At 37.5% G+C, this 13,244-nt stretch carries 13 protein-coding genes; 12 read left to right on the forward strand and 1 reads right to left on the reverse strand.

All coding sequences use genetic code 11. From position 1 onward, the window contains the following. Both ACPYKA_RS12375 and ACPYKA_RS12380 read left to right on the forward strand, forming a co-directional pair. Positions 1 to 1,483: ABC transporter permease (locus tag ACPYKA_RS12375; protein ID WP_479542571.1), on the forward strand; the 1,483-nt coding region annotated here is incomplete at its 5' end. 14 nt (positions 1,484 to 1,497) lie between these two features. Continuing rightward, positions 1,498 to 2,265, forward strand: coding sequence for an ABC transporter ATP-binding protein (locus ACPYKA_RS12380; RefSeq protein WP_479542572.1), 768 nt, complete (start codon positions 1,498 to 1,500; stop codon positions 2,263 to 2,265). Positions 2,266 to 2,613: 348 nt separating this feature from the next. On the opposite strand, the gene ACPYKA_RS12385 is transcribed toward ACPYKA_RS12380, so the two are convergent. After that, positions 2,614 to 2,988 (reverse strand): coiled-coil domain-containing protein, encoded by a 375-nt coding sequence (locus ACPYKA_RS12385; RefSeq protein ID WP_479542573.1) that lies wholly within the window; start codon positions 2,986 to 2,988, stop codon positions 2,614 to 2,616. Between the two features lie 140 nt (positions 2,989 to 3,128). Between ACPYKA_RS12385 and ACPYKA_RS12390 the strand changes: the two genes are divergently transcribed. The 10 genes from ACPYKA_RS12390 to ACPYKA_RS12435 all read left to right on the forward strand — a co-directional run bounded on the left by ACPYKA_RS12390 (position 3,129) and on the right by ACPYKA_RS12435 (position 13,130). Continuing rightward, a complete protein-coding gene (locus ACPYKA_RS12390) occupies positions 3,129 to 5,354 on the forward strand; it encodes a S8 family serine peptidase (protein WP_479542574.1) in 2,226 nt (741 codons plus the stop codon). A gap of 809 nt (positions 5,355 to 6,163) precedes the next feature. Next, positions 6,164 to 6,523 carry an ATP synthase subunit I gene (locus ACPYKA_RS12395; RefSeq protein WP_479542575.1) on the forward strand — a complete coding sequence of 120 codons (360 nt, stop codon included), beginning with the start codon at positions 6,164 to 6,166 and terminating at the stop codon, positions 6,521 to 6,523. 23 nt (positions 6,524 to 6,546) lie between these two features. Beyond that, positions 6,547 to 7,269: a F0F1 ATP synthase subunit A gene (gene atpB / locus ACPYKA_RS12400; RefSeq protein WP_479542576.1), complete on the forward strand. Its 723-nt coding sequence runs from the start codon at positions 6,547 to 6,549 to the stop codon at positions 7,267 to 7,269. Between the two features lie 90 nt (positions 7,270 to 7,359). After that, positions 7,360 to 7,572, forward strand: coding sequence for a F0F1 ATP synthase subunit C (gene atpE / locus ACPYKA_RS12405; RefSeq protein ID WP_336261104.1), 213 nt, complete (start codon positions 7,360 to 7,362; stop codon positions 7,570 to 7,572). 115 nt (positions 7,573 to 7,687) lie between these two features. Further along, positions 7,688 to 8,152, forward strand: coding sequence for a F0F1 ATP synthase subunit B (gene atpF / locus ACPYKA_RS12410; RefSeq protein ID WP_479542582.1), 465 nt, complete (start codon positions 7,688 to 7,690; stop codon positions 8,150 to 8,152). Beyond that, positions 8,149 to 8,694 carry a F0F1 ATP synthase subunit delta gene (locus ACPYKA_RS12415; RefSeq protein ID WP_479542577.1) on the forward strand — a complete coding sequence of 182 codons (546 nt, stop codon included), beginning with the start codon at positions 8,149 to 8,151 and terminating at the stop codon, positions 8,692 to 8,694. The genes atpF and ACPYKA_RS12415 overlap by 4 nt, the downstream gene beginning before the upstream one ends. Before the next feature lie 18 nt (positions 8,695 to 8,712). After that, on the forward strand, positions 8,713 to 10,230 hold the full coding sequence (gene atpA / locus ACPYKA_RS12420) for a F0F1 ATP synthase subunit alpha (RefSeq protein ID WP_479542578.1): 1,518 nt from the start codon (positions 8,713 to 8,715) through the stop codon (positions 10,228 to 10,230). A gap of 94 nt (positions 10,231 to 10,324) precedes the next feature. Then, on the forward strand, positions 10,325 to 11,182 hold the full coding sequence (atpG, locus tag ACPYKA_RS12425) for an ATP synthase F1 subunit gamma (protein WP_479542579.1): 858 nt from the start codon (positions 10,325 to 10,327) through the stop codon (positions 11,180 to 11,182). A gap of 44 nt (positions 11,183 to 11,226) precedes the next feature. Beyond that, positions 11,227 to 12,645 carry a F0F1 ATP synthase subunit beta gene (gene atpD, locus ACPYKA_RS12430; protein ID WP_479542580.1) on the forward strand — a complete coding sequence of 473 codons (1,419 nt, stop codon included), beginning with the start codon at positions 11,227 to 11,229 and terminating at the stop codon, positions 12,643 to 12,645. A gap of 86 nt (positions 12,646 to 12,731) precedes the next feature. Further along, positions 12,732 to 13,130, forward strand: coding sequence for a F0F1 ATP synthase subunit epsilon (locus ACPYKA_RS12435; protein ID WP_479542581.1), 399 nt, complete (start codon positions 12,732 to 12,734; stop codon positions 13,128 to 13,130). The last annotated feature ends 114 nt before the right edge of the window (positions 13,131 to 13,244 follow it).

Here is a 13,244-nt window from a genome sequence, read left to right on the forward strand (position 1 = left end):
GGAAGAAGATTACCGCGAAATCGGTGTAATGAAAGCCATCGGGATACCTTCATATGACATTAAAAAAATGTACTTATCAAAGTATATCGTACTTGCCGGTTTAGCTTCTGTAATTGGATATATAGCATTTTTATTTTTAAATCGGCTATTTACCAAAAATATAATGGTCTTTATTGGCACTGCTCCTAAAAACTTTTTTCATCATTCCACACCTATTCTTGCCATATGTTTCACTTTCCTTCTAATTGTTTTGTTTTGTATGTTAACACTTCGAAAATTTAATCGTATTTCAGCGGTATCAGCAATACGTTCAGGAACAATTGGAGAGACGAACACTCGAAAACTTTTACCGATGAATAAATATGTAAATGTAGATTTTTTTCTTGCTATAAGGGACGTATTTGCTCAAGGTAAAAGTTACAGCTTACTTTTAGTTGTGTTTAGCATTTGTACGTTTATAATCATTGTTCCAATTAATTTTTTAAATACGATAGAGTCTCCTAACTTTATTAAATATATGGGCGTGGAAAAAAGCGATATGCGGATTGATCTGCAACAATCGGATCAAATTGTAGAAGACTTCAACCAAATGATTCAGACGATTGAAAATGATTCAGAGGTCGAACGGTTTGCTCCACTAGTTACAAGTCAATTTAAAGTACTAAATAATGAAGGAATCGAAGAAAACATTACTGTTCAAACGGGAGACTTTTCTATTTTTCCATTGGAGTATATAAACGGTCACGCTCCAAAAAATGAGGCAGAAATTGCACTATCTTATTTAAATAGTAAAGAACTTGAAAAAAACGTTGGGGATACACTTCAGCTCGTAGTAAATGGAAAAGAGCAGAAGATGGTTGTTAGTGGCGTATACCAAGATGTAACGAATGGTGGGCGTACAGCCAAAGCATTTATCCCTTTTAACTACGAAACTGCACTGTGGTATGAAGTGAGTTTAGATGTAAAACCCCAAGTGAATATACATGTGAAAATGGACGAATATACAAAACTGTTTCCCAATGCAAAGGTAACAGATATCAATAGTTATTTGACCCAAACATTTGGAAATACAACCGAGCAGTTAAAGACTTTTACGATGTTAATCGCAACAATTGCTATTTTGGTCACCATATTAATTACAACCTTGTTTCTTAAAATGTTAGTAGCTAAAGACGCCAGTCAGCTTTCCATTATGAAAAGTATCGGATTTTCATATAGAAACCTTAAAATGCAATACGTAATTCGAATGATATTTGTTTTAGGTGCAGGAATTTTTATCGGAACAATTATTTCAAATACAATCGGTGAAAATATTGTTAGTACTGTTTTATCTTTTATGGGTGCATCTAACATTCAGTTTATGATTAATCCAGTGACAGCTTATATGTTTATCCCGCTCGTATTAATTACTGCTGTCGGGGTCACTACAATTCTCAGCATTACCAGTATAAAGAAGTTATCGATTATTGGAAAAAGCGTCTAAAAAGGAGGGGTTTTATGGGGGTCATTTTGCAATCTGAAAAATTAAATAAAACATACAATGAAGGAAAAGAAAATCAAGTCCATGTACTTAAAAATGTGGATCTGTCCATTAAAAAGGGAGAATTCGTCGCTGTCATGGGACCATCGGGTTCTGGTAAATCAACGCTTCTTTACAATATTAGCGGGATGGATCAAATGACAGCAGGAAGTGTATTGTTTAAAGGTCAAGAAATAGCTAATCTTACGGAAAAAGAACTTGCTCAACTTCGATTACATCATATGGGATTTATTTTTCAGCAACATCATTTATTAAAAAACTTATCTATTTATGAAAATATAATCCTCGCTGCATATTTAGCGAAGAAAGCTAAGGAGCAGAATCTAAACAAAAGAGCAATGGATTTAATGAAAAAGCTAGGGATTACGGAACTAAGGGATCATGATATTACCCAAGCATCAGGAGGTCAGCTACAAAGGGTGGCAATTTCTAGGGCGCTAATGAATAACCCTGACATTATTTTTGGCGATGAACCTACTGGTGCATTAAACTCCAAATCTGCGTTTGAAGTGATGGAAATCTTACGGGAAATTAATGATTCAGGAACAACGCTTCTTTTAGTAACACATGATATCAAAGTAGCTGCAAGAACTGAACGCATTCTTTACATGTTGGACGGTAATCTTGTTGGTGAGAAACGGCTTGGAAAGTATAAACAGGAAAATGATGATCTGAAGTTGAGAGAAGATATATTGTCGAGATGGTTAATGAAACAGGGATTTTAGATAAATATTTGTCCCGAATTTACGAGAAGGAAAAAAAGAAGTAAAGCAATCATTAATAGAGGATGTTCAAAAAGTCCGGTGAAAATGACACTACGAATTTCTTCGTTGACTTGTTTCTCCGCTGCTCATGTATCTAAATGCATACATTCCGCTGCTCGAAACTGCGCCGCCTCGAACTTCTTGGTCCTTTTTATCCTCCTTTTTGAACACACATTAATAACGTTTAACCTCCCCGGATAAATGACTGGAGAGGTTATATTTTGATGGAATTTTAAAACTTTGAGGCGTTTTGGAAGGTTCTTGGAAAACTTGGCGTTCACCAAGTATTTTACGGCGAATGCTAAAAATTCAGGCTAAAGCACTTTTAAGTTCTCGGAGTTTTTTCTCATGTTGAATTGTTTTACTTGATAAGAAGTCAACTGTTTCTTGCGTTTCTGTAATCTCTACACGTGTACCATCAAATTTTTTCTCTAGACGGTCTAGCCTTTCTTCCACTCGATCAAGTCGCATTTCTACTTGGTCAAGCCGTTCCTCCACGCGGTCAAGACGCATTTCCACTTGGTCAAGTCGTTCTTCCACGCGGTCAAGCCGTTCTTCTACTCGATCAAGTCGTACTTCCACTCGTTCAAGTCGCTCCTCCACTTGATCAAATCGTTTGTCCATTTTGTTGGAGTGAATTTCCAATGCTTTTAAAATTTCATTTAAAATAGTTTTCTCTTCCATTTGACTCACCTCCTTTACTTAGTAATAGTATAAGCTATATGTTCCATTTAGAAAAGAAGAATCATCATTTTTAACGACAATGTTTACTATGAATAGCTTCCCTTTTTTGGTAAAAACTACTCGGAGAAGGGGAGATTAATTTGCGTATAGCACTAATATTTTTAATACTTACCGGGCTATTTAGCTCTATTGAAGTTGTACCTGATATTGAAATAAAAAATGAAGAAACAAAACCTACACCCTCAAAAGTAAATGATGTATCCCTTATTGTGGAAGTAAAAGGTAATCCAAAAAAACATAAAGAATACATCGAAACATATCATCCATCGATTGAAGTGGTCGCTACATATGATACGTTATTTTATGGACTTGCTTTAAAAGGACGACCAGAACGAATTGAAAAAATTACTGATTTACATTTTATTAAAGGAATTCACCCTGTTCAAACTTATACAACGCTAACGGAACGGGCACAAAACTTGTTAAATAATCCAGCAAAATTTCAACAATCCAATGTTTTTATCCCATCGGAGCTCAATAACACAACATATTCGGGAAAAGGAGTAAAAATTGGTGTTGTAGATACAGGAATCGATTTCAACCATCCAGATTTAAAATTAAATTATCGAGGTGGATATGATTTAGTAGATCTAGATGATGAACCAATGGAAACAACGGAGGAGGAAGGGATGCCAACTTCCCACGGTACTCATGTTGCCGGAATTGCTGCTGCGAACGGAGAATTATTAGGAGTGGCACCAAATGCATCTATTTATGCTTATCGTGCACTTGGTCCTGGAGGGTTTGGTACATCAATACAAGTGATTGCTGCAATGGAAGAAGCGGTGAAAGATGGAGTAGATGTTATGAATTTATCGCTTGGCAATACGGTAAATGGACCCGATTATCCGACGAGTAAAGCTGTGAATGAAGCAGCAAAGCACGGGGTAGCAGTTGTGGTTGCAAATGGAAATGCTGGGCCAACAGACTGGACAGTTGGTGCACCAGCAACTGCCACATCTGCCCTGTCAGTCGGGGCATATCAACCTACAAGTCAAGTACCTTATTTATATGAACCCTCGGTAAGGAGAAAAATTCAACTTTCTCCACTAACATTTGCTTTGCCTTGGGATTTGACAAGGGACTATCAAATTGTTGCCACTGAGAATGAAAAAAACGTACAAGGTAAAATTGGCTTAATTAAACAAATGGATAAACCTGTAGTAGATGAGGTTTTAAAACTGCGAGATGACGGTGCAGTTGCTGTGATTATTTATAATATAAAACCGAATAATCAAGAATGGCTTGCCGGATTGCAAGAGGCAAATATTGATATACCAATCGCGATCATATCTACAAAAGACGGTAGATGGATTGATAAGCATATCCAAGAGAAAGAGGTCTATTTTAAAAACGAACAACAGATGAGGGATGGTACAATTGCACCATTTAGTTCACGTGGCCCGGTAACGGTAAACTGGATGTTAAAACCTGATATTATCGCACCTGGTGTAAACATATTAAGTACTGTACCAGGAGGATACGATATGTTAAACGGAACAAGTATGGCGTCACCTCATGTAGCAGGGGCGATAGCTGTTATAAAAGAAGCAAAACCAGACTGGACGAATGAACAAATTTTTGGAGCCATAAAAACGACTGCACAACAAATTCATTCAGAAGAAGGAAAAGTATTAGAGCCAATAATGCAAGGGGCTGGATTAATTGATATTGCTTCGGCTATTGAAACGGACACGATTATTATGGATCCTCTCCTATCTTTCGGAAAATTCGGGCGCCATATTGATGAAAGAACGATTAATATTACGGTTGAAAATATGTCAGATGAATCGCAAAATTATTATTTTGAGATCCCCAAAAAAGAAAAGGGATTGTCCTGGCATTTACCTAAAGAATTTACCGTTGAAGCAGGTGAAAAGAAAGAAATCCCTGTTCAATTAAAAGTAAATACGTTGGAGTTAGAAAAAGGAATTTATCAAGGTTGGTTACAATTGAATGCCGAGACAAAAGAGTTTTCTCTTCCTTATGTATTCATTAGTGAGACAGCGGAGTATCCCAAAATAATGGGCTTCACTTTTCAGATAAACCAGCTAGATAAAGATAGTTATAAATATCAAATGTATATACCCGAGCCCGTAAAATCAGTACAAATTCAATTGTATGATCCACATTCACTCGTATTTGAAGGAACATTAGCGAAATGGAGAGACCTTGAAGTTGGTATGAATGAAGGTGAAATAAAAAGACGAAATATAAAACATCGTGGAAATTTTCACGGTATCATAGTTGTGCAGCTAGAGAATGGAGAGTTTGTAAATTACGAAACAGAGATAAATTTAGAGTGAAATAGGGTAAAAGGCTTCGTGGTTAACTCACGTATTGCGTGGTTAAATTGAGTTTTCCGTGGATAAATCGTTTTTTGGCTTGATAACAGCTTCATCCGTGGTTATCTCACGAATTGCGTGGATAAATTGAGTTCCTCGTGAATAAATTGTATTTTAGCTGGATAAATGCTTCTCCCGTGGTTAAATTGAATTTTTCATGGATAAATCATGTTTTAGCTGGACAATAGCTTCTCGTGGTTAACTCACGAATTGCGTGGATAAATTGAATTTCACGTGGTTAAATCGTTTTTTAGCTGGATAACGGCATCCCCGTGGTTAATTCACTTTCAAGTGGTTAATCTGAAATCTACATGGTTAATTGACGAATTCTGCGGTGAAAACACGCCCTAAGGAAAATGTTAAACATAATAAGATTAAAGCAATAAAACGCGGGTGAGCAAGGGATGAAAAGCCGCAATTACTAATCAAAACAAAATGGACGAATTATCATGAATAATGCTAAAAAATCTTGGTGAAAAATACTTTTCAAATGTTCATAAATTTGTCATGAATTTTCAAAAATAAGAGAAGGTTGCCCCTTGCAAGCAAATAGAGTATCTTTATAAGTGATATAACTCACAAAACCTCATCTTGTATGAATTGACATTGACTATAGGCTATTGTAAAATTCTTCGTGTGGATTGAATTTATTATAATAAAATTTCTGTGTGCATTTTCCATTTTATGTGAAGAAATCTACATAAAAACACAGATTCCACACTTTTTGTATGTCTAAATAAATGTTTAGATCTGACGAAAGTGAGTACATTATGTCAAATTATCGTACAATGGCTAAGAGGCAAAGGAAATGGATGCTTATTTTTCTTGTTCTATTTGCAATTGGGGCAGGGATTTTGCCGAACAAGCATTTTTTTCTTGGGTTATTGTTGGGAACATGTATAAGTTTTTACAATTTATGGCTCTTACAGCGTAAAACAGATCTCCTTGGAGAAGCGGCTGAAAGAGAAGGTTCTCGGAAAGGGATTGGTACGATATCAAGGTTTGCAGCAGCGGCACTTGGTGTGTTAATTGCAATCCGTTATGATTTAAGCATAATTGGTTTTATTATTGGACTAATGACAGCTTATCCAGTTATGATGATAGATTTCATTTGGTTCAATAGGAAATAAGCACTTGAAAGAGGGGTGAGACAATGGAGCATGGAGCACCAATTATTGAAAATGTATTCGGAATTCCTTGGCTATCTGTTAACTTATCAAACGTATTGATGATTATTGTAACATCAGCTATCGTTTTTATCCTATCTGTATTAGGTGCAAGAAAGTTACAAATGAAACCAACAGGTGCGCAAAACGTCATGGAATGGATCCTTGATTTTGTCAGAGGAATTATCAACGATACAATGGATTGGAAAACAGGGAAAAGATTTTTACCGTTAGCAATCACATTATTTACATTTATTTTGGTAGGAAACATACTTGGTGTTATGTTTTCAGGAATTTATAATGGAGAAGTTTGGTGGAAATCACCGACAGCCGATCCAGGTTTAACATTAACACTTTCATCACTAGTAATTATTCTATCGCATTATTATGGAATAAAATTACGTGGCACAAAGCATTATGTTAAAGGTTATTTCACTCCGGTATGGTTCTTATTTCCGATTAAGATTATTGAGGAGTTTGCTAACACATTAACACTTGGTTTGCGTCTATTCGGTAACCTATTTGCGGGAGAAGTACTACTTGCATTATTAGTTGGATTAACGACTTCAGGATTTTTAGGATTTATCGGTGGAGCAGTACCATATTTAGCATGGTCAGGATTTAGTGTATTTATCGGAGGAATCCAAGCATTTATTTTCACCATGTTGTCAATGGTTTACATTTCACACAAAGTAAGTGAAGATCATTAAGAAATTTTAAAATATTAATTAACCAGCTTTATAATTATAAAACTGGAAATTATAAAATATTATATATACTTTTAGGGAGGATTTTATATTATGGGACTTTTAGCGGCGGCAATCGCAGTTGGATTAGGTGCATTAGGTGCAGGTATTGGTAACGGTCTTATCGTTAGTAAAACAGTTGAAGGTGTTGCACGTCAACCAGAACTAAGAGGTCAATTGCAAACAATTATGTTCATCGGTATTGGTTTAGTTGAGGCACTTCCGATTATCGGGGTAGTTATTGCATTAATGGTAATGGGTCGATAATAGATTTTTTAATTAGGCGAAGCGAGTTGGTTAAACTTCGCCACAGTTTTGTTTAAATAACGTATTATCCTAGAGAGGAGTGAATTGTGTGCTAGGAGGATTTCATTTAATAGATATGGTAGTCATGCTCTTTTTCTTTATCCTGCTTATGTACTTGGTGAGCAAATTTGCTTGGGGACCAGTAATGAACATGATGCAGAAACGAGAAGAGTATGTTGCAGGGGAAATAGAGGCAGCTGAAAAAAGTCGAGCTGAAGCAGAGAAAGCATCCAAAGAGGCTGTTGAACAACTGAGACAGACGAAACAAGAAGCACAACAAATTATTGAAGATGCAAAAAACGCTGGAATGAAGCAAGAACAAGACATTGTAGCATCTGCAAAAAATGAGGCAGAAAGAATTAAACTAGCTGCCCAAGAAGAAATTCAAAATGAAAAAGAAAAAGCAATTCAAGCACTTCAAGATCAAGTTGCTTCATTATCTGTCCTAATTGCTAGTAAAGTAATTGAAAAAGAAATTAGCGCACAAGATCAAGATAAGCTGATCGAGGACTATATTAAACAGGTAGGAGAAGAGCAATGAGTGAAGCAGTAGTTGCCAAACGATATGCAGACGCTCTTTTTCAACTAGCTAGTGAAAATAACAAGATTGATAAGCTTATTTCTGAATTACAGCTAGTGAAAACAGTTTTTAAAGATGATAAAAATATTATAAACTTTTTAAATCATCCACGTGTAAAAAATGAAGATAAAATGAAGCTCATCGATGAAGCGTTTAAACAAAATGATAAAGATGTAGTGAATACATTAAAAATTCTTGTTGAGCGTCATCGTATAGATACGATTACTTCAATCGTTAATGCGTTTGTAGAACAATATAATGAAGCAAACGGAATTGCAGCAGCTGATGTTTATTCTGTACGTGCTTTATCTGAAGAGGAACAAACGAATATAGAAGCTTCATTGAAAACGCAACTTGGTAAAAAAAGTGTATTAATTAATAATATTGTTGATCCATCGTTATTAGGTGGACTAAGAATCAGAGTTGGAAATACGATTTATGACGGATCGATTAGTGGAAAACTAAATCGAATTAAACAAACATTCGCATCTAGTACTATTTAAGGATAGGGGTGACATGGTATGAGCATTACTGCTGAAGAGATCAGTACGCTGATAAAACAGCAAATTGAAAACTACGATTCTGAAATTGAAATCTCAGACGTCGGTACAGTTATCGAAGTAGGGGACGGAATTGCACGTGCCCATGGCTTGGATAATGTAATGGCTGGTGAACTAGTCGAATTTTCAAACGGTGTCGTAGGTTTAGCACAAAACTTAGAGGAAAGTAATGTCGGGATCGTTATTTTAGGTCCATATACAGAAATAAAAGAAGGCGATGAAGTTCGTCGTACAGGACGAATCATGCAAGTACCAGTAGGAGAGGAACTAATCGGACGAGTGGTGAACCCATTAGGGCAACCAATTGATGGTAAAGGCCCAATTGAAACATCAAAAACACGTCCAATCGAATCAGATGCACCAGGTGTTATGGCGCGTAAATCGGTTCACGAACCACTTCAAACTGGGCTTAAAGCGATCGATGCCCTCGTACCAATCGGAAGAGGACAGCGTGAGCTTATTATCGGTGACCGTCAAACAGGTAAAACAACTGTAGCGGTTGACACAATCTTAAACCAAGCAGATCAAGATATGATTTGTATTTATGTTGCAATCGGACAAAAGGAATCAACCGTTCGTGGAACAGTTGAAACATTCCGTCGTTACGGTGCACTAGACTATACTATCGTTGTAACAGCTGGAGCATCTGACCCAGCGCCACTTCTTTACTTAGCTCCGTATGCTGGAGTATCTATGGGTGAAGAATTCATGTATAACGGAAAACACGTACTTGTTGTTTATGATGACTTATCTAAACAAGCTGCAGCATATCGTGAGTTATCACTACTTTTACGTCGTCCACCAGGTCGTGAGGCATTCCCAGGGGATGTATTCTATCTACACTCACGCCTTTTAGAACGTGCTGCTAAATTAAATGACGATTTAGGTGGCGGTTCATTAACTGCACTTCCTTTCGTTGAAACACAAGCAGGGGACATTTCAGCCTATATTCCAACAAACGTAATTTCCATCACAGACGGACAGATTTTCTTGCAGAGTGATCTATTCTTCTCAGGAGTGCGTCCAGCGATTAACGCGGGGTTATCTGTATCACGTGTTGGAGGAGACGCACAAATAAAAGCAATGAAAAAAGTTGCGGGTACACTACGTCTAGATCTAGCAGCATACCGTGAACTTGAAGCATTTGCTCAGTTCGGTTCAGACCTTGATAAAGCAACACAAGCCCGACTAAATCGTGGTCAACGTACAGTTGAAGTGTTGAAACAAGGCTTACACAAACCGCTTCCTGTTGAAAAACAAGTGATGATCATCTATGCATTAACACATGGATTATTAGATGATATTGCTGTTGATGATATCGTTCGCTTTGAAGAAGAGTTCCATGTATGGGCAGATACAAATGCCAAAGAAGTCCTTGATACGATTAAAGAAACGGGACAACTAGCTGATGATGCGGATATGACAGCAGCAGTTGAAGCATTTAAGAAAACATTCTTACCTACTGAAAAGAACGCGTAATTTTTACAGTAGAAAAGAACTAAATTTAAATTTATGAAACAGAATTATATGCGATTAACACATACACGTCTGTTTTAGAGAGGTGGTGAAAAGCTTGGCATCACTTAAAGATATTCAAGACCGAATAAAGTCCACAGGGAAAACAAAACAAATTACAAAAGCAATGGAAATGGTGTCTGCTTCTAAATTAAGTAGAGCTGAAGAAAATGCGAAACGTTATTCCTCATACAGTAATAAAATCCAGGAAGTTATTGCTAATATCGCAAGTAACAGTACGGATGTTACCCATCCAATGTTAGAACGTCGTGAAGTGAAAAAGACTGGCTATATTATTGTAACTGCGGACAGCGGACTAGCAGGTGCGTACAATAGTAACGTACTTCGAAGACTTCATCAAACAGTCCAAGAAAGACACACATCAAAAGAGCAATATACAGTTATTGCGATTGGACGTATGGGGGTTGATTTTTGCCAGAAACAGAATATGCCTGTAGCAGATACTGTTGTAGGTCTACAAGATCAACCGAAATATGCAGAAATTAAGGAAATTGCTTCTAATGCTGTACAACTATATGAAGATGAAGAAATTGATGAACTGGTCATTATTTATAACGAGTTTGTAAGTGCCATTTCTCAAGTTGTACAAATAAATACACTTGTACCGATTTCCAATATTGACAGTGTGAAAGCGACAAGTACCTATGAGTATGAGCCAGATGAAGAACAAATATTAAAAGTTCTTTTACCTCAATACGCAGAAAGCTTAATTTACGGTGCACTCCTTGAAGCAAAAGCAAGTGAGCATGCTGCACGAATGACTGCAATGAAGAGTGCAACAGATAACGCGGACGAACTAATAGATGAGTTAACGTTATCATTTAACCGTGCCCGCCAAGCTGCTATTACACAGGAAATCACCGAGATTGTTGGTGGAGCAGCAGCATTAGAATAATTTATGAATCGAATATTTGAAAAGGAAGTTAGGAGGGAAATCGATTGAGTAAAGGTTATGTTACACAAGTAATGGGACCAGTTGTCGACGTTAAGTTTGAAGAAGGACAACTACCTGAAATTTATGATGCGCTACATGTTGAATTTGATAATACAGATGAAACTGCACAGAACGAAGCTAGAACACTCGCATTAGAAGTAGCATTACACCTTGGCGACAACTCTGTCCGCACAATTGCGATGTCATCAACGGATGGAGTACAACGTGGAATGAACGTTAAAACTACGGGTGGACCGATTTCTGTTCCTGTCGGTGATGTGACGTTAGGCCGAGTGTTTAACGTATTAGGTGAACACATTGATTTAGGAGAGGATCTTCCAGCAGATACGAAGCTTGATCCAATCCATCGTGAATCACCGAAATTCGAAAACTTATCAACAGAAACAGAAATTTTAGAAACAGGCATTAAAGTTGTTGACTTACTCGCTCCATATATTAAAGGTGGAAAAATCGGTTTATTTGGTGGTGCAGGAGTAGGTAAAACAGTTTTAATTCAGGAACTTATTAACAACATCGCTCAAGAACACGGGGGAATTTCTGTATTCGCTGGTGTTGGAGAGCGTACACGTGAAGGTAATGACCTTTACTATGAGATGAAAGATTCTGGAGTTATTGAAAGAACAGCGATGGTATTCGGTCAAATGAACGAACCACCTGGTGCGAGAATGCGTGTTGCACTTACAGGCCTTACAATGGCTGAACACTTCCGTGATGAACAAGGACAAGACGTGTTACTTTTCATCGACAATATTTTCCGCTTTACACAAGCAGGTTCGGAAGTTTCGGCACTACTTGGACGTATGCCATCTGCGGTTGGTTACCAGCCAACGCTTGCAACAGAGATGGGGCAACTTCAAGAACGTATTACATCAACGGATAAAGGTTCAGTTACATCGATTCAAGCGATCTATGTACCAGCGGATGACTATACTGACCCAGCGCCAGCTACAACATTCGCTCACTTAGATGCAACGACAAACCTTGACCGTGGTTTATCTGAGCAAGGTATTTATCCAGCGGTTGACCCACTTGCTTCAACTTCACGTGCACTGGACCCAGAAATTGTTGGAGAAGAGCATTACGAAGTAGCAACAGCGGTTCAACGTACTTTACAACGCTACCGTGAATTACAAGATATTATCGCAATTCTAGGTATGGATGAACTTAATGATGAAGATAAGTTGACAGTGTCTCGTGCACGTCGCATTCAGTTCTTCTTATCACAAAACTTCCACGTTGCTGAACAGTTCACTGGCCAGCCTGGATCTTATGTACCAGTTCAAGAAACAGTAAAAGGATTTAAAGAAATCCTTGAAGGTAAATATGACGACCTCCCTGAAGATGCATTCCGTCTCGTTGGTCGTATTGAAGAAGTAGTCGAAAAAGCAAAAGAAATGGCTTAAGATAAAAGTGGTATGCATGATGATAGGGAGTTCCCTATCATCTTCATACAGGGCTAATGATTTAAGGTTTAGGAGGTGTTTCAACTTTGAAAACACTAACAGTAAGTGTAGTTACTCCAGATGGACCTATATTAGAAGATGATTATGAAATGCTAAGCTGTAAAGCAGAGAATGGAGAACTTGGAATATTACCTGGTCATATCCCACTAGTCGCACCATTAACAATTAATGCAGTGCGTTTAAAACGCGAAAATACTGAAGATTTGTTAGCGGTGAACGGTGGTTTTTTAGAAGTAAGACCTGATAAAGTAACCATTTTAGCCCCATCAGCCGAAAAAGCATCTGATATTGACGTTGAACGTGCAAAACGCGCCAAAGAACGCGCTAGTAAATTACTCGAATCAAACAATCCGAATATTGATGTGATGCGAGCAAAATTAGCACTTCATCGGGCAATCAATCGGATAGAAGTAGCAAAACATTAAAAAGTATGAAACCTCATGACCGTGTATGAGGTTTTTTGTTTGTGCGCCAGGCATGGCGACCATCTAGGTGGTGAAAGTCCACTGTGGAGGTACACATCAACCAACCACTAGAGA

The sequence above is a fragment of the Pseudogracilibacillus amylolyticus (SeqCode) genome, from assembly GCF_051918545.1.
Lineage (GTDB): Bacteria > Bacillota > Bacilli > Bacillales > Amphibacillaceae > Pseudogracilibacillus.

Excerpts from the sequence above, each read along its gene's own strand:
- ACPYKA_RS12415 (WP_479542577.1), top strand. The coding sequence starts at position 8,149 with ATGAGTGAAGCAGTAGTTGCCAAACGATATGCAGACGCTCTTTTTCAA.
- ACPYKA_RS12380 (WP_479542572.1), top strand. The coding sequence starts at position 1,498 with ATGGGGGTCATTTTGCAATCTGAAAAATTAAATAAAACATACAATGAA.
- ACPYKA_RS12395 (WP_479542575.1), top strand. The coding sequence starts at position 6,164 with ATGTCAAATTATCGTACAATGGCTAAGAGGCAAAGGAAATGGATGCTT.
- atpB (WP_479542576.1), top strand. The coding sequence starts at position 6,547 with ATGGAGCATGGAGCACCAATTATTGAAAATGTATTCGGAATTCCTTGG.
- ACPYKA_RS12385 (WP_479542573.1), bottom strand. The coding sequence starts at position 2,988 with ATGGAAGAGAAAACTATTTTAAATGAAATTTTAAAAGCATTGGAAATT.
- atpA (WP_479542578.1), top strand. The coding sequence starts at position 8,713 with ATGAGCATTACTGCTGAAGAGATCAGTACGCTGATAAAACAGCAAATT.
- atpE (WP_336261104.1), top strand. The coding sequence starts at position 7,360 with ATGGGACTTTTAGCGGCGGCAATCGCAGTTGGATTAGGTGCATTAGGT.
- atpF (WP_479542582.1), top strand. The coding sequence starts at position 7,688 with ATGGTAGTCATGCTCTTTTTCTTTATCCTGCTTATGTACTTGGTGAGC.